This is a genomic window from Pseudomonas hygromyciniae, from assembly GCF_016925675.1.
Lineage (GTDB): Bacteria > Pseudomonadota > Gammaproteobacteria > Pseudomonadales > Pseudomonadaceae > Aquipseudomonas > Aquipseudomonas hygromyciniae.
Genome location: NZ_CP070506.1, coordinates 5,317,228 through 5,339,975, shown reverse-complemented (window position 1 = coordinate 5,339,975; position 22,748 = coordinate 5,317,228). Strand labels below are relative to the sequence as shown.

24 protein-coding genes and 10 pseudogenes are annotated in these 22,748 nt (G+C 54.7%); all 34 read left to right on the top strand.

The genetic code is table 11. The annotated features are described in order from the left end of the window. The first annotated feature begins 3 nt into the window (after positions 1–3). The 34 genes and pseudogenes from rpoC to rplQ all read left to right on the top strand — a co-directional run bounded on the left by rpoC (position 4) and on the right by rplQ (position 22,565). Positions 4–4,203: a DNA-directed RNA polymerase subunit beta' gene (rpoC, locus tag JTY93_RS24065; protein WP_169951377.1), complete on the top strand. Its 4,200-nt coding sequence runs from the start codon at positions 4–6 to the stop codon at positions 4,201–4,203. A gap of 216 nt (positions 4,204–4,419) precedes the next feature. Continuing rightward, the gene (gene rpsL / locus JTY93_RS24060) at positions 4,420–4,791 is read left to right on the top strand and encodes a 30S ribosomal protein S12 (protein ID WP_002555494.1); all 372 of its coding nucleotides are present in this window, start codon (positions 4,420–4,422) and stop codon (positions 4,789–4,791) included. Between the two features lie 117 nt (positions 4,792–4,908). Next, positions 4,909–5,379, top strand: a complete 471-nt coding sequence (gene rpsG / locus JTY93_RS24055; RefSeq protein WP_002555493.1) for a 30S ribosomal protein S7 — start codon at positions 4,909–4,911, stop codon at positions 5,377–5,379. 30 nt (positions 5,380–5,409) lie between these two features. Next, positions 5,410–7,515 (top strand): elongation factor G, encoded by a 2,106-nt coding sequence (fusA, locus tag JTY93_RS24050; protein ID WP_029299268.1) that lies wholly within the window; start codon positions 5,410–5,412, stop codon positions 7,513–7,515. A 30-nt stretch (positions 7,516–7,545) separates the two neighbouring features. Beyond that, complete coding sequence (gene tuf / locus JTY93_RS24045) at positions 7,546–8,739, top strand: elongation factor Tu (RefSeq protein WP_003176426.1); 1,194 nt, start codon at positions 7,546–7,548, stop codon at positions 8,737–8,739. 157 nt (positions 8,740–8,896) lie between these two features. Then, positions 8,897–9,208: a 30S ribosomal protein S10 gene (rpsJ, locus tag JTY93_RS24040; RefSeq protein WP_003186070.1), complete on the top strand. Its 312-nt coding sequence runs from the start codon at positions 8,897–8,899 to the stop codon at positions 9,206–9,208. 81 nt (positions 9,209–9,289) lie between these two features. Next, entirely contained in the window at positions 9,290–9,925 is a 636-nt protein-coding gene (gene rplC, locus JTY93_RS24035; protein ID WP_007253310.1) for a 50S ribosomal protein L3, read from the top strand. 12 nt (positions 9,926–9,937) lie between these two features. Beyond that, positions 9,938–10,540, top strand: coding sequence for a 50S ribosomal protein L4 (rplD, locus tag JTY93_RS24030; RefSeq protein WP_003176424.1), 603 nt, complete (start codon positions 9,938–9,940; stop codon positions 10,538–10,540). After that, positions 10,537–10,836: a 50S ribosomal protein L23 gene (rplW, locus tag JTY93_RS24025; RefSeq protein ID WP_002555488.1), complete on the top strand. Its 300-nt coding sequence runs from the start codon at positions 10,537–10,539 to the stop codon at positions 10,834–10,836. The genes rplD and rplW overlap by 4 nt, the downstream gene beginning before the upstream one ends. A gap of 14 nt (positions 10,837–10,850) precedes the next feature. Continuing rightward, a complete protein-coding gene (gene rplB, locus JTY93_RS24020) occupies positions 10,851–11,675 on the top strand; it encodes a 50S ribosomal protein L2 (protein ID WP_003176423.1) in 825 nt (274 codons plus the stop codon). A gap of 16 nt (positions 11,676–11,691) precedes the next feature. After that, entirely contained in the window at positions 11,692–11,967 is a 276-nt protein-coding gene (gene rpsS / locus JTY93_RS24015) for a 30S ribosomal protein S19 (RefSeq protein ID WP_002555486.1), read from the top strand. A gap of 11 nt (positions 11,968–11,978) precedes the next feature. Continuing rightward, positions 11,979–12,311 (top strand): 50S ribosomal protein L22, encoded by a 333-nt coding sequence (gene rplV, locus JTY93_RS24010; protein ID WP_003103908.1) that lies wholly within the window; start codon positions 11,979–11,981, stop codon positions 12,309–12,311. 13 nt (positions 12,312–12,324) lie between these two features. After that, entirely contained in the window at positions 12,325–13,011 is a 687-nt protein-coding gene (gene rpsC, locus JTY93_RS24005) for a 30S ribosomal protein S3 (protein WP_003176422.1), read from the top strand. A 12-nt stretch (positions 13,012–13,023) separates the two neighbouring features. Then, entirely contained in the window at positions 13,024–13,437 is a 414-nt protein-coding gene (gene rplP / locus JTY93_RS24000; RefSeq protein WP_003232424.1) for a 50S ribosomal protein L16, read from the top strand. Then, positions 13,437–13,628 (top strand): 50S ribosomal protein L29, encoded by a 192-nt coding sequence (gene rpmC, locus JTY93_RS23995; protein WP_002555481.1) that lies wholly within the window; start codon positions 13,437–13,439, stop codon positions 13,626–13,628. The genes rplP and rpmC overlap by 1 nt, the downstream gene beginning before the upstream one ends. 2 nt (positions 13,629–13,630) lie before the next feature. Further along, positions 13,631–13,897, top strand: a complete 267-nt coding sequence (rpsQ, locus tag JTY93_RS23990; protein WP_003176419.1) for a 30S ribosomal protein S17 — start codon at positions 13,631–13,633, stop codon at positions 13,895–13,897. 23 nt (positions 13,898–13,920) lie between these two features. Then, entirely contained in the window at positions 13,921–14,289 is a 369-nt protein-coding gene (gene rplN / locus JTY93_RS23985; protein WP_002555479.1) for a 50S ribosomal protein L14, read from the top strand. 11 nt (positions 14,290–14,300) lie between these two features. Beyond that, positions 14,301–14,615 carry a 50S ribosomal protein L24 gene (rplX, locus tag JTY93_RS23980; RefSeq protein ID WP_029299388.1) on the top strand — a complete coding sequence of 105 codons (315 nt, stop codon included), beginning with the start codon at positions 14,301–14,303 and terminating at the stop codon, positions 14,613–14,615. A 22-nt stretch (positions 14,616–14,637) separates the two neighbouring features. Further along, positions 14,638–15,177: a 50S ribosomal protein L5 gene (gene rplE / locus JTY93_RS23975; protein WP_003210069.1), complete on the top strand. Its 540-nt coding sequence runs from the start codon at positions 14,638–14,640 to the stop codon at positions 15,175–15,177. A 13-nt stretch (positions 15,178–15,190) separates the two neighbouring features. Next, on the top strand, positions 15,191–15,496 hold the full coding sequence (gene rpsN, locus JTY93_RS23970) for a 30S ribosomal protein S14 (protein ID WP_003176414.1): 306 nt from the start codon (positions 15,191–15,193) through the stop codon (positions 15,494–15,496). Positions 15,497–15,704: 208 nt separating this feature from the next. Next, a complete protein-coding gene (rpsH, locus tag JTY93_RS23965) occupies positions 15,705–16,097 on the top strand; it encodes a 30S ribosomal protein S8 (protein ID WP_017848802.1) in 393 nt (130 codons plus the stop codon). Between the two features lie 12 nt (positions 16,098–16,109). Next, positions 16,110–16,643, top strand: coding sequence for a 50S ribosomal protein L6 (gene rplF / locus JTY93_RS23960; protein WP_003176412.1), 534 nt, complete (start codon positions 16,110–16,112; stop codon positions 16,641–16,643). Positions 16,644–16,653: 10 nt separating this feature from the next. Further along, positions 16,654–17,003, top strand: a pseudogene (gene rplR, locus JTY93_RS23955) (50S ribosomal protein L18). 3 nt (positions 17,004–17,006) lie between these two features. Continuing rightward, a pseudogene (gene rpsE / locus JTY93_RS23950) lies at positions 17,007–17,521 on the top strand (30S ribosomal protein S5). Beyond that, positions 17,508–17,682, top strand: a pseudogene (gene rpmD / locus JTY93_RS23945) (50S ribosomal protein L30). The pseudogenes rpsE and rpmD overlap by 14 nt, the downstream one beginning before the upstream one ends. 3 nt (positions 17,683–17,685) lie before the next feature. Then, positions 17,686–18,122, top strand: a pseudogene (rplO, locus tag JTY93_RS23940) (50S ribosomal protein L15). A gap of 191 nt (positions 18,123–18,313) precedes the next feature. Beyond that, a complete protein-coding gene (locus JTY93_RS30330; RefSeq protein ID WP_511218636.1) occupies positions 18,314–18,550 on the top strand; it encodes a hypothetical protein in 237 nt (78 codons plus the stop codon). Between the two features lie 59 nt (positions 18,551–18,609). Beyond that, a pseudogene (secY, locus tag JTY93_RS30325) lies at positions 18,610–19,448 on the top strand (preprotein translocase subunit SecY). 28 nt (positions 19,449–19,476) lie between these two features. Next, positions 19,477–19,593: a 50S ribosomal protein L36 gene (gene rpmJ, locus JTY93_RS23930; RefSeq protein ID WP_002555468.1), complete on the top strand. Its 117-nt coding sequence runs from the start codon at positions 19,477–19,479 to the stop codon at positions 19,591–19,593. A gap of 128 nt (positions 19,594–19,721) precedes the next feature. After that, a pseudogene (gene rpsM / locus JTY93_RS29445) lies at positions 19,722–20,076 on the top strand (30S ribosomal protein S13). A 30-nt stretch (positions 20,077–20,106) separates the two neighbouring features. Next, a pseudogene (gene rpsK / locus JTY93_RS23915) lies at positions 20,107–20,485 on the top strand (30S ribosomal protein S11). A gap of 18 nt (positions 20,486–20,503) precedes the next feature. Beyond that, positions 20,504–21,120, top strand: a pseudogene (gene rpsD / locus JTY93_RS23910) (30S ribosomal protein S4). 22 nt (positions 21,121–21,142) lie between these two features. Next, positions 21,143–22,138, top strand: a pseudogene (locus JTY93_RS23905) (DNA-directed RNA polymerase subunit alpha). Positions 22,139–22,179: 41 nt separating this feature from the next. Further along, positions 22,180–22,565, top strand: a pseudogene (rplQ, locus tag JTY93_RS23900) (50S ribosomal protein L17). Positions 22,566–22,748 lie beyond the last annotated feature (183 nt).

Sequence of the window (22,748 nt, the reverse complement as noted above, 5' to 3'; positions counted from 1 at the left end):
GCCTTGAAAGACCTACTGAATTTGCTGAAAAACCAGGGTCAAGTCGAAGAGTTCGACGCCATCCGTATTGGGTTGGCATCGCCTGAGATGATCCGATCGTGGTCGTTCGGTGAAGTTAAAAAGCCGGAAACCATCAACTACCGTACGTTCAAACCTGAGCGTGACGGCCTGTTCTGCGCCAAGATCTTTGGCCCGGTAAAGGATTACGAGTGCCTGTGCGGTAAGTACAAGCGCTTGAAGCACCGTGGTGTGATCTGCGAGAAGTGCGGCGTTGAAGTCGCACTGGCCAAGGTTCGTCGTGAGCGCATGGCGCACATCGAGCTGGCTTCGCCGGTTGCCCACATCTGGTTCCTGAAATCGCTGCCGTCCCGTATCGGTTTGCTGATGGACATGACTCTGCGTGATATCGAACGCGTTCTCTACTTCGAGAGCTATGTCGTTATCGATCCAGGCATGACCACCCTTGAAAAAGGTCAGCTGCTCAACGACGAGCAGTACTTCGAAGCGCTGGAAGAATTCGGCGACGATTTCGATGCCCGCATGGGTGCCGAAGCTGTCCGCGAACTGCTGCACGCTATCGACCTGGAACACGAGATTGGCCGCCTGCGCGAAGAGATTCCGCAAACCAATTCCGAAACCAAGATCAAGAAACTGTCCAAGCGTCTGAAGTTGATGGAAGCCTTCCAGGGTTCCGGCAACTTGCCAGAGTGGATGGTGCTGACCGTTCTGCCGGTTCTGCCGCCAGACCTGCGTCCGCTGGTACCGTTGGATGGTGGTCGTTTCGCGACTTCCGACCTCAACGACCTGTACCGCCGCGTGATCAACCGTAACAACCGCTTGAAGCGCCTGCTTGATCTGTCCGCTCCGGACATCATCGTGCGCAACGAAAAGCGTATGTTGCAAGAAGCGGTTGATGCCCTGCTCGACAACGGTCGTCGTGGCCGCGCTATCACGGGTTCCAACAAGCGTCCTCTGAAATCCCTGGCCGACATGATCAAGGGTAAGCAAGGTCGTTTCCGTCAGAACTTGCTCGGTAAGCGTGTTGACTACTCCGGTCGTTCGGTAATTACCGTAGGCCCGACCCTGCGTCTGCACCAGTGCGGTCTGCCCAAGAAGATGGCTCTCGAGCTGTTCAAGCCGTTCATCTTCGGCAAGCTGGAAATGCGCGGTCTCGCGACCACCATCAAAGCGGCCAAGAAAATGGTCGAGCGCGAACTGCCAGAGGTTTGGGACGTTCTCGCTGAAGTGATTCGCGAACACCCGGTCCTCCTCAACCGTGCACCGACCCTTCACCGTCTGGGTATCCAGGCGTTTGAGCCGGTACTGATCGAAGGTAAGGCTATCCAGCTGCACCCTCTGGTCTGTGCTGCGTACAACGCCGACTTCGACGGCGACCAAATGGCCGTGCACGTACCGCTGACGCTGGAAGCCCAGCTGGAAGCGCGTGCGTTGATGATGTCGACCAACAACATCCTGTCGCCAGCCAACGGTGAGCCAATCATCGTTCCGTCGCAGGACGTTGTACTGGGTCTGTACTACATGACCCGTGAAGCGATCAACGCCAAGGGCGAAGGTCGTGTGTTCGCTGACCTGCAAGAAGTTGACCGTGTGTTCCGTGCCGGCGAAGCCGCACTGCACGCCAAGGTCAAGGTGCGGATCCACGAAACCGTCAACGACCGTGACGGCGGCAGCGTGAGCAACACCCGTATTGTCGACACCACTGTCGGCCGTGCGCTGTTGTACCAGGTTGTGCCAAAAGGTCTGTCTTACGACGTCGTCAACCTGCCGATGAAGAAAAAGGCGATCTCCAAGCTGATCAACCAGTGCTACCGCGTGGTTGGTCTGAAAGAGACCGTGATCTTCGCTGACCAGTTGATGTATACCGGTTTCGCTTATTCGACCATTTCCGGCGTTTCCATCGGTGTTAACGACTTCGTTATCCCGGATGAAAAAGCCCGCATCATCAGTGCTGCCACTGACGAAGTGAAAGAGATCGAGAGCCAGTACGCCTCCGGCCTGGTAACCCAGGGCGAGAAGTACAACAAAGTGATCGACCTTTGGTCCAAGGCCAACGACGAAGTGTCCAAGGCGATGATGGCCAACCTCTCGAAAGAGAAGGTCATCGACCGCCACGGCGTCGAAGTCGACCAAGAGTCTTTCAACTCGATGTACATGATGGCCGACTCGGGCGCACGGGGTTCTGCTGCGCAGATCCGTCAGCTCGCCGGTATGCGTGGCCTGATGGCCAAGCCGGATGGTTCCATCATCGAAACGCCGATTACTGCGAACTTCCGTGAAGGTTTGAGCGTACTTCAGTACTTCATCTCCACGCACGGTGCTCGTAAAGGTCTGGCGGATACCGCGTTGAAAACCGCTAACTCCGGTTACCTGACTCGTCGTCTGGTAGACGTTGCACAAGATCTGGTTGTAACCGAGATCGATTGCGGCACCGAGCATGGCCTGCTGATGACTCCGCACATTGAAGGCGGTGACGTTGTAGAGCCTCTGGGTGAGCGCGTATTGGGTCGTGTTATTGCTCGTGACGTGTTCAAGCCAGGTACCGAGGAAATCATCGTTCCTGCCGGCACCCTGGTGGATGAGAAGTGGGTCGAGTTCATCGAACTCAACAGCATCGACGAAGTGATTGTTCGCTCGCCGATCAGCTGCGAAACCCGTTACGGTATCTGCGCCAAGTGCTACGGCCGTGACTTGGCTCGTGGTCACCAGGTCAACATCGGTGAAGCGGTTGGCGTTATCGCTGCCCAGTCCATCGGTGAGCCGGGTACTCAGTTGACCATGCGTACGTTCCACATCGGTGGTGCGGCAAGCCGGACCTCCGCAGCTGACAGCGTTCAGGTGAAGAATGGCGGTACTGTCCGTCTGCACAACCTCAAGCACGTTGAGCGAGTGGATGGCCACCTGGTTGCTGTGTCCCGTTCTGGTGAGCTGGCGATCGCTGATGACTTCGGTCGTGAGCGTGAGCGTTACAAGCTGCCGTACGGTGCTGTGATTTCGGTTAAAGAGGGTGACAAGGTCGACGCTGGCGCAATCGTAGCCAAGTGGGATCCGCACACTCACCCAATCGTTACCGAAATGAAAGGTACCGTGACCTACGTGGGCATGGAAGAAGGCATCACGATCAAGCGTCAGACTGACGAATTGACCGGTATGACCAACATTGAAGTACTCGACGCCAAAGATCGTCCAGCTGCCGGTAAAGACATCCGTCCTGCCGTGAAGATGGTTGATGACAACGGCAAGGATCTGTTGCTGCCAGGCACTGACGTTATCGCTCAGTACTTCCTGCCAGCCAACGCCCTGGTCGGTGTAGCGGATGGTGCGAAGATCGCGATCGGTGATGTTATCGCGCGTATCCCGCAAGAAACTTCGAAGACCCGCGACATCACCGGTGGTCTGCCGCGTGTTGCCGACTTGTTCGAAGCTCGTCGTCCGAAAGAAGCGTCGATCCTGGCTGAAGTCAGCGGTACCATCGCGTTCGGTAAAGAGACCAAGGGCAAGCGCCGTCTGGTCATTACCCCGAACGACGGTAGCGATCCGTATGAAGAGCTGATTCCGAAGTGGCGTCACCTGAACGTCTTCGAAGGCGAACAAGTAAACCGCGGCGAAGTTATCTCCGACGGCCCGAGCGATCCACACGATATCCTGCGTCTGCTGGGTGTGAGTGCGCTGGCCAAGTACATCGTCAACGAGATTCAGGACGTTTATCGTCTGCAGGGCGTGAAGATCAACGATAAGCACATCGAGACCATCCTGCGTCAGATGCTGCGTAAAGTTGAAATCGCTGAATCCGGCGATTCGAGTTTCATCAAGGGCGACCAGATGGAACTGACTCACGTACTGGTAGAAAACGAGCGTCTGGCAACCGAGGAGAAATTTGTTTCCAAGTTCACTCGCGTGTTGCTGGGTATCACCAAGGCGTCGTTGTCCACTGAGTCGTTCATCTCGGCGGCCTCCTTCCAGGAGACCACTCGCGTACTGACCGAAGCAGCGGTAACCGGCAAGCGTGACTACTTGCGCGGCCTGAAAGAAAACGTGGTTGTGGGTCGTCTGATCCCGGCCGGTACCGGTTTGGCCTACCACAGCGAGCGTAAGCGTCGCCGTGAACTCGACAAGCCGTTGCGCGTAAGCGCCAGTGAAGTGGAAGCTGCACTGACCGAAGCGCTGAACTCTAGCGGTAACTGAGTTCTGCGATAAATAAGACCGGGCCCTGGCAGCCCCGTTCGTCGGAACAAGGCAGTTTTGTCGGGTTTCGGTGGAGGGGGAGGTCGGGGCCTTGCCTTGACTGGGGGCAAGATCCTCTTTAGACTCTTGTACCCCTAAATTTGGCGGGAATTCGTTCCTGCCATTTTGCTTTTCTTGCAAGACAATAGCGTCGCAAGACAACAGTGGAGCTAGTAGATGGCAACTATCAACCAGCTGGTACGTCAGCCGCGTAAGCGTATCGTCGAGAAATCCGACGTGCCTGCGCTGCAGAACTGCCCGCAACGTCGTGGCGTATGCACTCGCGTGTATACCACTACGCCGAAAAAACCTAACTCGGCACTGCGTAAAGTATGCCGTGTGCGCCTGACCAACGGTTTCGAGGTTTCCTCGTACATCGGCGGTGAAGGCCACAACCTGCAAGAGCACAGCGTGGTACTGATCCGCGGCGGTCGTGTAAAAGACTTGCCAGGTGTTCGTTACCACACCGTACGCGGCTCCTTGGATACTTCCGGCGTTAAAGGTCGTAACCAGGGTCGTTCGAAGTACGGTACCAAGAAGCCTAAGTAGTAGCGGCTTTTTGTAAACTGAATCATCTTATTTTCTGAGTCGATAAGAGTAAGGTCGGAGGCGTCCCGCAAGGGCACCGATTCCGAGCGAACCTGAAGACCGTTTGAGGGCTTATCCATGCCAAGAAGACGCGTAGCAGCCAAGCGCGAAGTGCTTGACGATCCAAAATACGGAAGCCAAATCCTGGCCAAGTTCATGAACCACGTGATGGAAAGCGGCAAAAAAGCCGTTGCCGAGCGTATCGTTTATGGCGCGCTGGAAAAGGTTAAAGAACGCAAGAACAGCGACCCCCTGGAAATCTTCGAGAAAGCTCTCGACGCCATCGCTCCGCTGGTCGAAGTGAAGTCGCGCCGTGTAGGCGGTGCTACTTACCAGGTTCCGGTCGAAGTTCGTCCGTCCCGTCGTAACGCCCTGGCAATGCGCTGGTTGGTAGACTTCGCCCGTAAGCGCGGCGAGAAGTCTATGGCTCTGCGTTTGGCCGGCGAGCTGTTGGACGCTGCTGAAGGTAAAGGTGCTGCTGTTAAGAAGCGTGAAGACGTGCACCGTATGGCTGAAGCTAACAAAGCTTTCTCGCACTACCGCTTCTAATCTTAGCTTCACTAATTTTGCGAGGGCTTTATGGCTCGTACTACTCCGATTAGCCGCTACCGTAACATCGGTATCGTTGCTCACGTGGATGCTGGTAAAACCACCACCACCGAGCGCGTACTGTTTTACACCGGCAAAAGTCACAAAATGGGCGAGGTGCATGATGGCGCCGCGACCACAGACTGGATGGTTCAGGAGCAGGAGCGTGGTATTACCATTACTTCTGCTGCTATTACCGCCTTCTGGAAAGGTTCTGCCAAGCAGTACAAAGACGAGCACCGCTTCAACGTAATCGATACCCCGGGCCACGTTGACTTCACTATTGAAGTTGAGCGTTCCCTGCGTGTACTCGACGGCGCGGTCGTTGTGTTCTGCGGTACTTCGGGTGTTGAGCCTCAGTCGGAAACCGTATGGCGTCAAGCCAACAAGTACGGTGTTCCGCGTCTTGTTTACGTAAACAAGATGGACCGTGCTGGTGCGAACTTCCTGCGCGTGATCGGTCAGATCAAGCAGCGTCTGGGTCACACTCCGGTGCCAATCCAATTGGCTATCGGTTCCGAAGACAACTTCCAGGGCCAGATCGATCTGATCACCATGGAAGCCGTCTACTGGAATGACGCCGACAAAGGTATGGTTCCTGTTCGCAAGCCTATCCCTGCAGAGTTGCAGGAACTGGCTGACGAGTGGCGCAATAACCTGGTTGAGGCTGCTGCCGAAGCCAGCGAAGAGCTGATGAACAAGTACCTCGAAGGTGAAGAGCTCACCAACGTGGAAATCAAGGCCGCTCTGCGTCAGCGTACTATTGCTGGTGAGATCGTCTTGGCTGTTTGCGGTTCTTCCTTCAAGAACAAGGGTGTTCCCCTGGTTCTCGACGCCGTTATCGACTACCTGCCTGCTCCAACCGACATTCCTGCTATCAAGGGTACCAACCCTGATAACGAGGAAGAAGAGATGGAGCGTCATGCTGACGACAGCGAGCCGTTCTCGGCTCTGGCGTTCAAGATCGCTACCGACCCATTCGTGGGTACCCTGACTTTCGTCCGTGTTTACTCGGGCGTGTTGGCCTCCGGCGACGGCGTGATCAACTCGGTCAAGGGCAAGAAAGAGCGTGTGGGTCGTATGGTGCAAATGCACGCAAACGCCCGTGAAGAGATCAAGGAAGTGCGCGCTGGTGACATCGCGGCCCTGATCGGCATGAAGGACGTCACCACTGGTGAGACTTTGTGCGACGCTGCTAAGCCAATCATCCTGGTTCGCATGGACTTCCCGGAGCCGGTTATTTCGGTTGCCGTAGAGCCTAAGACCAAGGATGACCAGGAAAAAATGGGTATCGCTCTGGGCAAACTTGCTCAGGAAGATCCATCTTTCCGCGTTAAGACTGATGAAGAGACTGGTCAAACGATCATCTCTGGCATGGGCGAGCTGCACCTGGACATCCTGGTTGACCGGATGCGCCGTGAGTTCAACGTCGAAGCCAACATCGGTAAGCCTCAGGTTTCCTATCGTGAGCGCATCACGAAGAACTGTGAAATCGAAGGCAAGTTCGTTCGTCAGTCCGGCGGTCGTGGTCAGTTCGGTCACTGCTGGATCCGTTTTGCTCCTGCTGACGAAGGTCAGGAAGGTCTGCAATTCGTGAACGAAGTAGTGGGTGGTGTTGTTCCTAAGGAATACATCCCTGCTATCCAGAAGGGTATCGAAGAGCAGATGAAGAACGGTGTTGTTGCCGGCTATCCGCTGATCGGCCTGAAAGCAACCGTTTTTGACGGTTCTTACCACGACGTCGACTCCAACGAGATGGCGTTTAAGGTGGCTGCTTCCATGGCAACCAAGCAACTGGCCCAGAAGGGCGGTGGTGAGTTGCTTGAGCCAATCATGGCGGTAGAAGTTGTTACACCTGAAGACTATATGGGTGATGTCATGGGCGACCTTAACCGTCGTCGCGGCATGATCTTGGGCATGGAAGACACGGTTTCCGGCAAAGTGATTCGCGCCGAGGTTCCGTTGGGTGAGATGTTCGGTTATGCGACCGACGTTCGCTCCATGTCTCAGGGTCGCGCAAGCTACTCTATGGAATTCAAAAAATACAACACAGCTCCGGCGCACATCGCTGAAACTGTATCCAAAAAACAAGGCTGATTCAGTCCTTTAGGCAAGGAGTTAATTGTCGTGGCTAAAGAAAAATTTGATCGTTCCCTACCGCACGTCAACGTTGGCACCATCGGTCACGTTGACCACGGTAAAACCACTCTGACTGCTGCTCTGACTCGCGTTTGCTCCGAAGTATTCGGTTCGGCAATCGTTGATTTCGATAAAATCGACAGCGCACCAGAAGAAAAAGCTCGTGGTATCACCATCAACACCGCGCACGTTGAATACAACTCGCTGATCCGTCACTACGCTCACGTTGACTGCCCAGGTCACGCTGACTATGTGAAGAACATGATCACCGGTGCTGCCCAGATGGACGGCGCAATCCTGGTTTGCTCGGCCGCTGATGGTCCGATGCCACAAACCCGTGAGCACATCCTGCTGTCCCGTCAGGTTGGCGTTCCGTACATCGTGGTTTACCTGAACAAGGCTGACCTGGTAGACGACGCTGAGCTGCTGGAACTGGTTGAGATGGAAGTGCGCGATCTGCTGAGCACTTACGACTTCCCAGGCGACGACACTCCGATCATCATCGGTTCTGCTCGTATGGCTCTGGAAGGTAAAGACGATAACGAAATGGGCACCACGTCCGTTCGTAAACTGGTAGAGACTCTGGACAGCTACATCCCAGATCCAGTTCGTGTTATCGACAAGCCGTTCCTGATGCCAATCGAAGACGTATTCTCGATCTCCGGTCGCGGTACTGTTGTAACTGGCCGTATCGAGCGCGGTATCGTTAAGGTTCAAGATCCACTGGAAATCGTTGGTCTGCGTGACACTACCGTCACCACCTGCACCGGTGTTGAAATGTTCCGTAAGCTGCTCGACGAAGGTCGTGCTGGCGAGAACTGCGGCGTTCTGCTGCGTGGTACCAAGCGTGACGACGTTGAGCGTGGCCAGGTTCTGGTCAAGCCAGGTTCGGTTAAGCCGCACACCAAGTTCGAAGCTGAAGTGTACGTGCTGAGCAAAGAAGAAGGCGGTCGTCACACTCCGTTCTTCAAAGGCTACCGTCCACAGTTCTACTTCCGTACTACTGACGTGACTGGTAACTGCGAACTGCCGGAAGGCGTTGAAATGGTAATGCCAGGCGACAACATCAAAATGGTTGTCACCCTGATCAAAACCATCGCAATGGAAGACGGTCTGCGCTTCGCAATCCGTGAAGGCGGCCGTACCGTTGGTGCTGGCGTTGTAGCTAAAATCATCGAGTAAGCATCTCTTCTGAGATAGCTTCGATGCTTTGAAAAGCCCCCGCTCAGCGGGGGCTTTTTTATTGGGTTGACACCTATCTGGGGCGTCTATAGAATTGCGCCTCCTTTTAACGGGCGCAGTGCGCTCGGTGGGAATAGCAGCCGGAGTCTGAAATCCAATGCAAAATCAGCAAATCCGTATCAGGTTGAAGGCTTTTGACCATCGCCTGATCGACCAATCCACCCAGGAAATCGTGGAAACCGCGAAACGTACTGGGGCACAAGTGCGTGGTCCTATTCCACTGCCTACCCGCAAAGAGCGGTTCACCGTTCTGGTCTCCCCGCACGTCAACAAAGACGCGCGTGACCAGTACGAGATCCGTACTCATAAGCGCGTTCTGGACATTGTCCAGCCAACGGATAAAACCGTTGATGCGCTTATGAAGCTTGATCTGGCGGCCGGTGTGGAAGTACAGATCAGCCTCGGCTAAGACTCGGGTCTTAGTCGTGTAACGCTCTGAAATGGGCGGCCATAGCGGGTGAAAGCCCCGTACACTCATGAGGTTTACAACATGACTATTGGTGTAGTCGGTCGTAAATGCGGTATGACCCGTATTTTCACCGAAGAAGGTGTCTCCATTCCGGTCACGGTCATTGAGATCGAGCCGAATCGCGTCACCCAGTTCAAAACTGAAGAAACCGATGGCTATCGTGCAGTGCAAGTCACTGTCGGCGAGCGTCGTGCTTCGCGCGTGACTGCTGCTCAAGCAGGTCACTTCGCTAAAGCAAACGTTGCAGCTGGTCGTACTGTCATGGAGTTCCGTCTTGAAGAAGGCGACTACCAGGCTGGCGATCTGATCAACGCTGAAATCTTCGCCGCTGGTCAACTGGTTGATGTAACCGGTCAGTCCAAGGGTAAAGGCTTCCAGGGTACGATCAAGCGTTGGAATTTCCGTGGTCAAGACAACACTCACGGTAACTCCGTTTCCCACCGCGTCCCGGGCTCTATTGGCCAGTGCCAGACTCCTGGTCGTGTATTCAAGGGCAAAAAAATGTCCGGTCATATGGGCGCTGAGCGCGTGACCGTGCAGTCCCTCGAAGTAGTGCGCGTCGACGCTGAACGCAATCTGTTGTTGGTCAAGGGTGCTGTTCCTGGCGCTACTGGCGGCAACCTGGTTGTACGTCCAGCGGCCAAGGCTCGCGGTTAAGGGGAAGCTGACATGCAATTAAATGTAAATGACGCTCAAGCGATCGAAGTTTCCGAACTGACATTTGGCGGCGAATTCAACGAGACGCTCGTTCACCAAGCAGTCGTGGCCTACATGGCCGGCGGCCGTCAAGGTAGCAAGCAGCAAAAGACCCGTTCCGACGTTCGTGGTGGCGGTAAGCGCCCTTGGCGTCAGAAAGGTACTGGCCGCGCTCGTGCCGGTACTATCCGTAGCCCAATCTGGCGTGGCGGCGGTACCACTTTCGCAGCTCGTCCGCAGGATCACTCTCAGAAGCTCAACAAGAAGATGTATCGCGCAGCACTGCGCTCCATCCTTGCTGAACTCGTGCGTACTGACCGTCTGGTCGTGGTTCAGGACTTCGCTGTTGAAAGTCCAAAAACCAAAGATCTGCTAGGCAAACTGAACAACATGAGCCTGACCGATGTTTTGATCGTGTCTGAAGCTGTTGATCAGAACCTGTACCTGGCTGCTCGCAACCTGCCACACGTTGATGTGCGTGACGTGCAAGGTTCCGATCCAGTTAGTCTGATCGCATACGACAAGGTGTTGATCACCGTGTCGGCCGTGAAGAAATTCGAGGAGCTGCTGGGATGAACCAGGAACGCGTATTTAAAGTTCTGCTTGGCCCGCACGTTTCCGAAAAGGCTACGGTTCTGGCTGACAAGAAAGGCCAGTTCGTTTTCAAGGTTGCAACTGACGCAACCAAGCTGGAAATCAAGAAGGCCGTCGAAAGCCTGTTCAGCGTGAAAGTAGAGCGTGTTACTACCCTGAATGTTCTGGGTAAGAGCAAGCGCACTGCTCGCGGTCTGGGCAAGCGTAATGACTGGAAGAAGGCAGTTATCTCCCTTCAGCCAGGCCAAGATCTCGATTTCAGCAGCAGTGCTGAGTAAGGAAGGGGTGCATCATGGCAATCGTTAAATGCAAACCGACTTCCCCTGGCCGCCGTTTTGTGGTCAAGGTGGTCAACCAGGAGCTGCATAAAGGCGCTCCTCACGCACCGCTGCTCGAGAAGAAATCGAAGACTGGTGGTCGTAACAACAATGGTCGTATTACCACTCGTCACATCGGTGGTGGCCATAAGCAGCATTATCGTCTGGTCGATTTCCGTCGCAACGACAAAGATGGCATCTCTGCCACTGTCGAGCGTATCGAATACGATCCAAACCGTACTGCTCACATCGCTCTGCTGCTGTACGCAGATGGCGAGCGTCGCTACATCATCGCGCCTAAAGGCGTGAGTGCTGGCGACCAGCTGATCGCAGGTGCTCTGGCACCGATCAAGCCGGGCAACGCTCTGCAACTGCGTAACATTCCAGTTGGTAGCACCGTACACGGCATCGAATTGAAGCCAGGTAAAGGCGCACAGATCGCTCGTTCCGCTGGTGCTTCGGCTCAGCTGATCGCTCGTGAAGGTGTCTACGTGACCCTGCGTCTGCGTTCTGGTGAGATGCGTAAAGTACTGGCTGAATGCCGTGCGACCCTGGGCGAAGTCTCGAACTCCGAGCACAGCCTGCGTTCGCTGGGTAAAGCTGGTGCCAAACGCTGGCGTGGCGTTCGCCCAACCGTTCGTGGTGTTGCCATGAACCCGGTTGACCACCCACACGGTGGTGGTGAAGGTCGTACCTCTGGTGGTCGTCATCCGGTATCGCCATGGGGCTTCCCGACTAAGGGCGCGAAGACTCGTGGTAATAAGCGTACCGACAAAATGATCGTCCGTCGTCGCAAGTAAATAGAGGGATACGACAGTGCCACGTTCTCTGAAAAAAGGTCCTTTTATTGATCTTCACCTACTGAAGAAGATCGAAGTGGCGGCGGAAAAGAACGATCGCAAACCAGTTAAGACCTGGTCGCGCCGTTCTATGATCCTGCCACAAATGGTCGGTTTGACCATCGCAGTACACAACGGTCGTCAGCACGTCCCAGTTCTCGTTAACGAAGACATGGTCGGCCACAAACTGGGCGAGTTTGCCGGTACCCGCACTTATCGTGGGCACGTGGCAGACAAGAAAGCCAAGCGTTAAGGGGTTAGGAAATGGAAGTAGCCGCTAAGTTGTCGGGCGCTCGAATCTCCGCCCAGAAAGCCCGCTTGGTCGCCGACCAGATCCGCGGGAAGAAGGTGGGCGAAGCGCTCAACTTGTTGGCTTTCAGCAGTAAGAAAGCCGCCGAGATCATGAAGAAAGTGCTGGAGTCGGCCGTAGCCAACGCCGAGCATAACGAAGGCGCAGACGTTGATGACCTGAAGGTCAGCACCGTTTTCGTCAACGAAGGGCGTTCGCTGAAGCGTATCATGCCGCGTGCCAAAGGCCGTGCTGATCGCATCGTCAAGCGGTCTTGCCATATCACTGTCAAGGTTGCTGACAAGTAACGGAGTCGAAGAGATGGGTCAGAAAGTACATCCCATTGGCATTCGCCTGGGAATCGTCAAGGAGCACACCTCCGTCTGGTACGCAGACGGTCGGACTTATGCGGACTATTTGTTCGCTGATCTGAAGGTGCGTGAGTATCTCCAAGACAAACTAAAAAGCGCGTCCGTAAGCCGTATCGATATCCATCGTCCGGCCCAAACTGCACGTATCACCATCCACACCGCTCGTCCAGGTATCGTTATCGGGAAGAAAGGTGAAGATGTTGAGAAACTGCGTCAGGACCTGACCAAGCAAATGGGTGTGCCTGTGCACATCAATATCGAAGAGATCCGCAAGCCGGAGCTCGACGGTATGCTGGTTGCGCAGAGCGTAGCTCAGCAGCTGGAGCGCCGCGTAATGTTCCGTCGTGCTATGAAGCGCGCCGTGCAAAACGCCATGCGTATTGGTGCCAAGGGCATCAAAATCCAAGTGAGCGGTCGTCTCGGCGGTGCTGAAATCGCACGTACTGAATGGTATCGCGAAGGTCGTGTGCCGTTGCACACCCTGCGTGCCGACATCGACTATGCCAACTACGAAGCTCACACCACTTACGGTGTGATCGGTGTAAAGGTTTGGATCTTCAAAGGCGAAGTAATTGGTGGTCGCCAAGAAGAACTGAAACCACAAGCACCAGCGCCTCGTAAAAAAGCTGCTAAGTAAGGGGTACGCCAAATGTTGCAACCTAAGCGTACGAAGTTCCGCAAGCAGATGACAGGCCACAACCGTGGTCTGGCTCAGCGCGGTAGCAAAGTCAGCTTCGGCGAGTTCGCGCTGAAGTCTGTAGCTCGTGGTCGTCTCACCGCTCGTCAGATCGAGTCAGCGCGTCGTGCACTGACCCGTCACGTAAAACGTGGCGGCAAGATCTGGATCCGTGTATTCCCGGACAAGCCGATCTCCAAAAAACCTCTCGAGGTTCGGATGGGTAAAGGTAAGGGTAACGTGGAATACTGGGTAGCCCAGATTCAGCCAGGCAAAGTCCTGTATGAAATCGAGGGTGTAACTGAAGAGCTGGCGCGTGAGGCTTTTGCCCTGGCTGCTGCAAAGCTGCCGCTCGCCACCGCCTTTGTTAAACGGACGGTGATGTGATGAAAGCGAATGAACTTCGTGAAAAATCCGCACAGCAGCTGAACGAGCAACTGCTCGGCCTGCTGCGCGACCAGTTCAATCTGCGTATGCAGAAAGCAACTGGCCAGTTGGGGCAGTCTCATCTGCTCTCGCAAGTTAAGCGTGACATCGCTCGCGTGAAGACTGTGCTCAACCAGCAGGCAGGTAAGTGATCATGGCTGAAGCCGAAAAGACTGTCCGTACGCTGACTGGCCGTGTTGTCAGCGACAAGATGGACAAAACCATCACCGTTTTGATCGAGCGTCGCGTTAAGCACCCGATCTACGGTAAATATGTTAAGCGTTCGACTAAGCTGCACGCGCACGACGAAACCAATCAGTGCCACATCGGCGACAAAGTCACTATTCGTGAAACTCGTCCGCTGGCCAAGACCAAGTCTTGGGCATTGGTTGATGTTCTCGAACGCGCTGTGGAAGTCTAAGGACTAGGGGTCGGAGAAATTATATGATTCAGACTCAATCCATGCTCGATGTGGCCGATAACAGCGGCGCTCGCCGTGTTATGTGCATCAAGGTGCTGGGTGGCTCCCATCGTCGTTACGCTGGTATCGGTGACATCATCAAAGTTACCGTGAAGGAAGCAATTCCTCGCGGTAAAGTGAAAAAAGGCCAAGTGATGACTGCTGTTGTAGTCCGCACTCGTCACGGCGTACGTCGTGCTGATGGCTCCATTATCCGCTTTGATGGCAACGCTGCTGTTCTTCTGAACAACAAGCAAGAGCCGATCGGCACCCGTATCTTTGGGCCAGTGACCCGTGAACTTCGTACTGAGAAGTTCATGAAGATCGTCTCGCTCGCCCCAGAAGTGCTGTAAGGAGATCCGACATGCAAAAGATTCGTCGTGACGACGAGATCATCGTGATCGCCGGCAAAGACAAAGGTAAGCGCGGTAAGGTGCTGAAGGTTCTTGCTGATGACCGTCTGGTCATTGGTGGTCTGAACCTGGTCAAGCGTCATACCAAGCCTAACCCCGCGTCGGGCGTACAGGGCGGTATCGTCGAGAAAGAAGCGCCATTGCACGCTTCTAACGTCGCCATCTTCAACGGCGAAACCAACAAGGCTGACCGCGTTGGTTTCAAAGTAGAAGACGGTAAGAAAATTCGTGTCTTCAAGTCGACCCAAAAAGCGGTTGATGCTTGAACACTGCTAGGTAGATAAGACCATGGCACGACTAAAAGAGATTTACCGGAAGGAAATCGCTCCGAAGCTTAAGGAAGAACTTAAGCTTTCGAACGTGATGGAAGTTCCGCGCGTTACCAAAATCACCCTGAACATGGGTCTGGGCGAAGCGATCGGTGACAAAAAAGTCATCGAGCACGCTGTTGCTGACCTGGAAAAGATCACCGGTCAAAAAGTCGTTGTGACTTACGCTCGGAAATCCATCGCTGGCTTTAAAGTCCGTGAAGGTTGGCCGATCGGTGTCAAAGTGACTCTGCGCCGTGAGCGTATGTACGAGTTCCTGGATCGTCTGCTGTCGATCTCCCTGCCTCGGGTTCGCGACTTCCGCGGCCTGAATGCCAAGTCCTTCGATGGTCGTGGTAACTACAGCATGGGCGTGAAAGAGCAGATCATCTTCCCGGAAATCGACTACGACAAGATCGATGCTCTCCGCGGTCTGGACATCACCCTGACCACCACTGCCAAGAACGATGATGAAGGCCGCGCTCTGCTGCGTGCGTTCAAATTCCCGTTCCGCAACTGATTGGAGTAGGACCATGGCCAAGATGAGCATGAAAAACCGCGAGCTGAAGCGTCAGCTCACGGTTGCCAAGTACGCCAAGAAGCGTGCAGCACTGAAAGCTATCATCGTTGATCTGAACGCAAGTCCAGAAGCGCGTTGGGAAGCTACAGTAGCTCTGCAGAAGCAGCCACGTGACGCAAGCGCCTCGCGCATGCGTAACCGCTGCCGCCTGACCGGTCGTCCACACGGCGTTTACCGCAAGTTCGGCCTCGGCCGTAACAAACTGCGTGAAGCGGCAATGCGTGGTGACGTACCAGGTCTGGTTAAAGCTAGCTGGTAAGTACTTTCGAAGTCCAGGTGGCCAGGATCGCAAGATACTGACCGCCGGTGGCCTAGAATCTGGAACAAGCCCCTTTTGGGGCTTGTTTCATTTCCGGAGTGTGTCTAAAATACGCGGCTCGCCTGAGCCCGTGTGTTTTATGCCCGGAGATTCTCGGTGACATATGTAGCCGCAAGGCTAATTTTTTTGTATTAGGAGCGTCTAGCCCATGAGTATGCAGGACCCGTTAGCGGACATGCTAACTCGTATCCGTAATGCCCAGATGGCTGAAAAGTCCGTCGTAAGCATGCCATCTTCCACGTTGAAGGTAGCTGTTGCCAAAGTCCTGAAAGACGAAGGCTACATTGCGGGTTATCAGATCAGCAGCGAAATCAAGCCACTGCTGTCCATCGAGCTGAAGTACTTCGAAGGCCGTCCGGTCATCGAGGAAGTGAAGCGCGTTAGCCGTCCAGGCCTGCGTCAGTACAAGTCCGTTGAAGATCTGCCGAAAGTTCGTGGCGGTCTTGGCGTGTCTATCGTCTCCACCAACAAAGGTGTGATGACGGATCGTGCTGCGCGCGCTGCCGGTGTCGGCGGCGAAGTTCTTTGCACTGTGTTCTAAGGGGGGATAAGCATGTCTCGCGTCGCTAAGAACCCCGTTAAGCTGCCAGCCGGTGTCGAAGTAAAATTCGCAGGCCAACAGCTTTCGGTGAAGGGTGCCAAGGGTACTCTTGAACTGAACATCCATTCGTCCGTTGAGATCGTTGAAGAAGCTGGTGAGCTGCGTTTCGCTGCTCGCAATGGCGATCAACAAACTCGCGCAATGGCCGGTACCACGCGTGCGTTGGTAAACAACATGGTCCAAGGCGTAAGCCAAGGCTTCGAGCGCAAGCTCCAGCTGGTCGGTGTTGGTTACAAAGCGCAAGCAAAAGGCACGGTTTTGAACCTGGCCCTTGGCTTCTCGCACCCAGTGGATTACGAACTGCCGGAAGGCATCACCGCTGAAACTCCTAGCCAGACCGATATCCTGATCAAGGGCATCGATAAGCAGCTGGTAGGTCAAGTGGCTGCCGAGATCCGCGACTTCCGTCCACCAGAGCCGTACAAAGGCAAAGGTGTGCGCTACGCGGACGAAGTCGTCCGTCGTAAAGAAGCCAAGAAGAAGTAGGGCATAGCAAATGACCGACAAAAAAGTTACTCGACTGCGTCGCGCTCGCAAAGCACGCCTGAAAATGCACGAACTCGAAGTCGTGCGTCTCTGCGTGTTCCGCTCGTCGCAGCACATCTACGCCCAGGTCATCTCGGCCGACGGCAACAAAGTCCTGGCAAGCGCCTCGACTTTGGATAAAGAACTGCGTGATGGTGCCACTGGCAACATCGACGCGGCCACTAGGTTGGCCAGCTGGTCGCTACGCGTGCTAAGGCCGCTGGCGTCTCGCAAGTGGCTTTCGACCGCTCTGGCTTCAAGTACCACGGCCGCGTTAAAGCGCTGGCTGATGCTGCTCGTGAAGCTGGGCTGGAGTTCTAAGTTATGTCAAATAACGACCAAAAGCGCGACGAAGGCTACATTGGAAGCTGGTTCAAGTTAACCGCGTAGCCAAAACCGTTAAAGGCGGCCGTATCTTCACTTTCACCGCGTTGACCGTGGTTGGTGATGGTAAGGGCCGTGTTAGCTTCGGCCGTGGCAAGTCGCGTGAAGTGCCTGCTGCGATCCAGAAGGCAATGGAAGCTGCTCTTCGCAACATGATCCAAGTTGACCTGAACGGCACCACCCTGCAGTACGCAATGAAGTCCGCCCATGGCGCTTCGAAGGTGTACATGCAGCCTGCTTCTGAAGGTACCGGTATCATCGCTGGCGGCGCTATGCGTGCTGTCCTCGAGGTTGCTGGCGTTCAGAACGTTCTGGCCAAGTGCTACGGCTCGACTAACCCGGTAAACGTGGTTCACGCCACTTTTAAAGGTTTGAAAGCTATGCAATCTCCTGAATCCATTGCCGCCAAGCGTGGCAAAAGCGTCAGGAGATCTTCTGATCATGGCTACCGTTAAAGTAACGCTGATCAAAAGCATGACCGGCCGCATCCCTAACCACAAATTGTGCGTTAAGGGTTTGGGTCTGCGTCGCATCGGTCACACTGTAGGAGTCCAGGATACTCCCGAGAATCGGGATGATCAACAAGGCTTACTACATGCTGCGTGTCGAGGGTTAATCGATGAAACTCAATGATCTGAGTCCAGCGCCGGGTTCCCGTCGCGAAAAGCATCGTCCAGGCCGTGGTATCGGTAGCGGTTTGGGTAAGACTGGTGGCCGTGGCCACAAAGGTCAAGCCTCCCGCTCCGGTGGCACCATCGCTCCAGGCTTTGAAGGCGGTCAACAGCCGCTGCATCGTCGCCTGCCGAAGTTCGGTTTCGTTTCCCTGAAGGCCATGGATCGCGCAGAAGTGCGTTTGTCCGAACTGGCTAAAGTGGAAGGCGACATCGTTACCGTGCAGACCCTGAAAGATGCCAACGTGATCAACGTCAACGTACAGCGTGTGAAAATCATGCTGTCCGGTGAAGTGACTCGCGCTGTCACTATCGGCAAGGAATCAGCGCCACCAAAGGTGCGCGTTCGGCTATCGAAGCGGCTGGCGGCAAGTTCGAGGAATAAATGGCTAAGCAAGGTGCTCTCTCAGCGCTCGGCAAAGGCGGTATGTCTGAACTTTGGGCTCGTCTGCGTTTTCTGTTCCTGGCGATTATCGTCTACCGAATAGGCGCACACATCCCGGTTCCAGGTATCAATCCGGACCGACTCGCAGACCTGTTTCGACAGAATGGGGGACCATTCTTAGCTTGTTCAACATGTTTTCCGGCGGCGCGCTGGAGCGGATGAGCATCTTTGCACTGGGGATCATGCCGTACATTTCGGCATCGATCATCATGCAGTTGATGAGCGCCGTCAGCCCGCAGCTGGAGCAGTTGAAGAAGGAAGGTGAAGCTGGTCGTCGCAAGATTAGCCAGTACACCCGCTACCTCACTGTCGTCCTTGCTCTTGTCCAGGCGGTTGGCATGTCCATCGGTCTGGCAGGGCGGGCGTAGCGTTCACTGGTGACTTTGGCTTCCATTTCGTCGCAGTAACCACATTTGTGGCTGGTGCGATGTTCATGATGTGGCTGGGTGAGCAGATTACTGAGCGTGGTGTTGGCAGCGGTATCTCGATGTTGATTTTCGCAGGTATCGTCGCCGGTCTTCCGAGGGCAATCGGGCGTCTTTCGAGTCTGCACGTCAGGGTGATATCAATATCTTCGCCTTGGTTGCCATCGGTTTGCTGGCAGTAGCGATTATCGGTTTTGTGGTGTTCATTGAGCGTGGCCAGCGTCGTATTGCTGTTCACTACGCCAAGCGTCAGCAGGGCCGTAAGGTCTTCGCTGCGCAGACCAGCCACTTGCCGCTGAAAGTGAATATGGCCGGTGTTATTCCTGCTATCTTCGCGAGCAGCATATTGCTGTTTCCGGCTTCGTTGGGTGCCTGGTTCGGTCAGTCTGAAGGTATGGGCTGGTTGCAGGACATCTCGCAGTCGATCGCTCCTGGTCAGCCGTTGAATATTCTGCTGTTTAGTGCAGGGATTATTTTCTTCTGCTTCTTCTATACGGCGTTGATGTTCAATCCGAAAGACGTAGCGGAAAACCTGAAGAAGTCCGGTGCCTTTATTCCGGGTATTCGTCCAGGCGAGCAGTCGGCGCGCTACATTGATGGCGTTCTGACTCGTTTGACCCTGTTCGGTGCTCTATATATGACGGCCGTGTGCTTGTTGCCCCAGTTCCTGGTGGTTGCAGCCAACGTTCCGTTCTACCTTGGCGGGACCTCGTTGCTGATCGTCGTCGTGGTTGTGATGGACTTCATGTCCCAAGTACAATCGCACCTCGTTTCGCACCAGTACGAATCCCTGATGAAGAAAGCCAACCTGAAGGGCTACGGCGGCGGCATGTTGCGCTGAGTACCCCATAAGGTTCGAGGAGTTGGTGATGAAAGTTCGTGCATCGGTGAAAAAGCTGTGCCGTAACTGCAAGATTATTCGCCGCGAAGGTGTTGTTCGAGTAATTTGCAGCGCGGAACCGCGTCACAAACAGCGCCAAGGCTGAGTGTGATCCGCTTGAAGCCCGGCAGCTAGTGCGCTGCCGGGTTGATTATTTGTTATTACAGCGATATTATCTCGCGCCCTATTTCTTGGCTTCCGGGGCGTAGGTAGCTGTCAATTTGGGCCCACTGAATGGCCCGTATTGCAGGCGTTAACATTCCAGATAACAAGCACACTGTTATCTCGCTGACCTACATCTATGGTGTTGGTCGCACTACTGCCAGAAAATTTGCGCAGTTGCTGGAGTAAGCCAGCCGCTAAGATCAAGGATCTGAGCGACGAGCAGATTGAATTGCTGCGTGGCGAAGTGGCGAAGTTCACCACTGAAGGTGACCTGCGTCGCGAAATCAACATGAAAATCAAGCGTTTGATGGACCTCGGTTGCTATCGCGGTCTGCGTCATCGTCGTGGTCTTCCAGTACGCGGTCAGCGTACCAAGACTAACGCGCGTACCCGTAAAGGTCCGCGTAAGCCGATCCGCCAGTAATCGCCCCAGCGAATCGACAGGAAAATTATCATGGCAAAACCTGCTGCTCGTCCTCGTAAAAAAGTTAAAAAGACGGTGGTTGATGGCACGCCCACATCCATGCATCTTTTAACAACACCATCGTGACCATCACCGACCGTCAAGGTAACGCGCTTTCTTGGGCTACCTCTGGTGGTTCGTCGGTTCGCAAGTCCACCCCGTTTGCTGCTCAAGTAGCTGCTGAACGTGCTGGTCAACTGCGCTGGAATACGGCCTGAAAAACCTCGACGTTAACGTCAAGGGTCCAGGTCCAGGTCGTGAGTCTGCTGTCCGTGCTTTGAACGGCTGTGGCTATAAGATCGCCAGCATCACCGACGTGACGCCAATCCCGCACAACGGGTGCCGTCCGCCGAAGAAGCGCCGCGTGTAATCCAGGAGATTGTAAAGAATGGCTCGTTACATTGGTCCAAAATGCAAACTCGCTCGTCGCGAAGGCACCGATCTCTTTCTGAAGAGCGGCGTGCGCGCAATCGAATCGAAGTGCAACATTGAAGCAGCACCTGGTATCCACGGCCAACGCCGCGGTCGCCAGTCCGACTACGGCACCCAACTGCGTGAAAAGCAGAAGGTCCGTCGTATCTACGGCGTTCTCGAGCGTCAGTTCAGCGGCTACTACAAAGAAGCTGCTGGCAAAGGTGCAACTGGTGAAAACCTGCTGCAACTGCTCGAATGCCGTCTGGACAACGTTGTATACCGTATGGGCTTTGGTTCGACTCGTGCCGAATCCCGTCAGCTGGTATCGCACAAATCCGTAAGCGTAAACGGCCAAACCGTTAACGTCCCGTCCTACCAGGTTCGTGCTGGTGACGTGGTCGCGATTCGCGAGAAAGCAAAAACCAACTTCGCATTGTCCAAGCTCTCGATCTGTGTGCCCAACGTGGCCGCGTAGAATGGGTAGAAGTAGACACTGAGAAGAAGTCCGGCGTTTTCAAGAACGTTCCTGCTCGCAGTGATCTGTCCGCCGACATCAGCGAAAGCCTGATTGTCGAGCTCTACTCCAAGTAAGGGCTAGAAAATAGGTGCATCCATGCAGATTTCGGTAAATGAGTTCCTGACACCCCGCCACATTGATGTGCAGGTTGTCAGTCCAACCCACGCCAAGATCACTCGAGCCTCTCGAGCGTGGTTTTGGCCACACCCTGGGCAACGCGCTGCGCGCATCCTGTTGTCCTCAATGCCCGGCTGTGCAGTAGTCGAGGCCGAGATTGACGGTGTGCTCCACGAGTACAGCGCCATCGAAGGTGTACAGGAAGACGTAATTGAAATCCTGTTGAACCTTAAAGGTCTGGCTATCAAGCTGCACGGCCGTGACGAAGTTACGCTGACCTTGTCGAAGAAGGGTTCAGGGGTGGTTACCGCTGCCGATATTCAGCTGGATCATGATGTCGAGATCGTTAACCCCGATCACGTAATCGCTAACCTGGCGTCTAACGGCGCTTTGAACATGAAGCTCACCGTAGCTCGTGGTCGTGGTTATGAACCGGCCGACTCGCGTCAGAGCGATGAAGACGAAAGCCGCAGCATTGGTCGCTTGCAGCTTGACTCTTCGTTCAGCCCGGTTCGCCGTATCGCATACGTGGTGGAAAACGCCCGTGTCGAGCAGCGTACTAACCTGGATAAGCTGGTTATTGATCTGGAAACCAACGGTACTCTGGATCCTGAAGAGGCTATTCGCCGCGCTGCAACCATTCTGCAACAGCAGTTGGCTGCGTTCGTCGACCTCAAGGGTGACAGCGAACCAGTGGTAATCGAGCAGGAAGACGAGATCGATCCGATCCTGCTTCGCCCGGTTGACGATCTGGAACTGACTGTACGTTCGGCTAACTGCCTTAAGGCGGAAAACATTTACTACATCGGTGACCTGATCCAGCGCACCGAAGTAGAACTGTTGAAGATCCGAACCTGGCAAGAAATCCTTGACTGAAATCAAGGACGTTCTGGCCTCCCGCAGTCTGTCCCTCGGCATGCGCCTCGACAACTGGCCGCCTGCAAGCTAAAGAAGGACGACAAGGCGACTGCCTGATCGTCGTAATCACCGAACGTGAGTTTGGTAAGGAATGAACCATGCGTCATCGTAAAAGTGGTCGTCACCTGAGCCGTACCAGCTCGCACCGCAAGGCCATGTTTCAAAACATGGCGGTGTCGCTGTTCGAGCACGAGCTGATCAAAACTACACTGCCGAAAGCCAAAGAACTGCGTCGCGTTGCTGAGCCGCTGATCACGTTGGCCAAGACGAACAGCCTGGCTAACCGCCGTCTGGCTTTCGACCGTACCCGTTCGAAAGCTATCGTTGGAAAGCTCTTCAACGACCTGGGCAAGCGTTACGCTACCCGTGAGGTGGCTACCTGCGCATCCTCAAGTGCGGTTTCCGCACTGGCGACAACGCGCCTATGGCGTACGTCGAGTTGGTTGATCGTGCTACTGCTGGCGAAGCTGTATCCGCCGAGTAAGACGACAGTCGCTAAAAAAAACCGGGCCTAGTGCCCGGTTTTTGTGGGCGATAGAAAAGCCCATGGCGGGTCTTGATTGAATTTTGGCTATGCGAGCCAGTACATCGTTAGTAATTAGCTATCGATATGCATAATTTAATAAATTTGATGGTGTCATCTTCCTGGTCAATACTCCTTCAAGCC

What these genes read in the sequence shown, in the direction of transcription:
- rpsL (WP_002555494.1), top strand. Translation starts at nt 4,420, where the DNA reads ATGGCAACTATCAACCAGCTGGTACGTCAGCCGCGTAAGCGTATCGTC.
- rpsG (WP_002555493.1), top strand. Translation starts at nt 4,909, where the DNA reads ATGCCAAGAAGACGCGTAGCAGCCAAGCGCGAAGTGCTTGACGATCCA.
- fusA (WP_029299268.1), top strand. Translation starts at nt 5,410, where the DNA reads ATGGCTCGTACTACTCCGATTAGCCGCTACCGTAACATCGGTATCGTT.
- rpsJ (WP_003186070.1), top strand. Translation starts at nt 8,897, where the DNA reads ATGCAAAATCAGCAAATCCGTATCAGGTTGAAGGCTTTTGACCATCGC.
- rplC (WP_007253310.1), top strand. Translation starts at nt 9,290, where the DNA reads ATGACTATTGGTGTAGTCGGTCGTAAATGCGGTATGACCCGTATTTTC.
- rplD (WP_003176424.1), top strand. Translation starts at nt 9,938, where the DNA reads ATGCAATTAAATGTAAATGACGCTCAAGCGATCGAAGTTTCCGAACTG.
- rplW (WP_002555488.1), top strand. Translation starts at nt 10,537, where the DNA reads ATGAACCAGGAACGCGTATTTAAAGTTCTGCTTGGCCCGCACGTTTCC.
- rplB (WP_003176423.1), top strand. Translation starts at nt 10,851, where the DNA reads ATGGCAATCGTTAAATGCAAACCGACTTCCCCTGGCCGCCGTTTTGTG.
- rplV (WP_003103908.1), top strand. Translation starts at nt 11,979, where the DNA reads ATGGAAGTAGCCGCTAAGTTGTCGGGCGCTCGAATCTCCGCCCAGAAA.
- rpsC (WP_003176422.1), top strand. Translation starts at nt 12,325, where the DNA reads ATGGGTCAGAAAGTACATCCCATTGGCATTCGCCTGGGAATCGTCAAG.
- rplP (WP_003232424.1), top strand. Translation starts at nt 13,024, where the DNA reads ATGTTGCAACCTAAGCGTACGAAGTTCCGCAAGCAGATGACAGGCCAC.
- rpmC (WP_002555481.1), top strand. Translation starts at nt 13,437, where the DNA reads ATGAAAGCGAATGAACTTCGTGAAAAATCCGCACAGCAGCTGAACGAG.
- rpsQ (WP_003176419.1), top strand. Translation starts at nt 13,631, where the DNA reads ATGGCTGAAGCCGAAAAGACTGTCCGTACGCTGACTGGCCGTGTTGTC.
- rplN (WP_002555479.1), top strand. Translation starts at nt 13,921, where the DNA reads ATGATTCAGACTCAATCCATGCTCGATGTGGCCGATAACAGCGGCGCT.
- rplX (WP_029299388.1), top strand. Translation starts at nt 14,301, where the DNA reads ATGCAAAAGATTCGTCGTGACGACGAGATCATCGTGATCGCCGGCAAA.
- rplE (WP_003210069.1), top strand. Translation starts at nt 14,638, where the DNA reads ATGGCACGACTAAAAGAGATTTACCGGAAGGAAATCGCTCCGAAGCTT.
- rpsN (WP_003176414.1), top strand. Translation starts at nt 15,191, where the DNA reads ATGGCCAAGATGAGCATGAAAAACCGCGAGCTGAAGCGTCAGCTCACG.
- rpsH (WP_017848802.1), top strand. Translation starts at nt 15,705, where the DNA reads ATGAGTATGCAGGACCCGTTAGCGGACATGCTAACTCGTATCCGTAAT.
- rplF (WP_003176412.1), top strand. Translation starts at nt 16,110, where the DNA reads ATGTCTCGCGTCGCTAAGAACCCCGTTAAGCTGCCAGCCGGTGTCGAA.
- JTY93_RS30330 (WP_511218636.1), top strand. Translation starts at nt 18,314, where the DNA reads ATGTTTTCCGGCGGCGCGCTGGAGCGGATGAGCATCTTTGCACTGGGG.
- rpmJ (WP_002555468.1), top strand. Translation starts at nt 19,477, where the DNA reads ATGAAAGTTCGTGCATCGGTGAAAAAGCTGTGCCGTAACTGCAAGATT.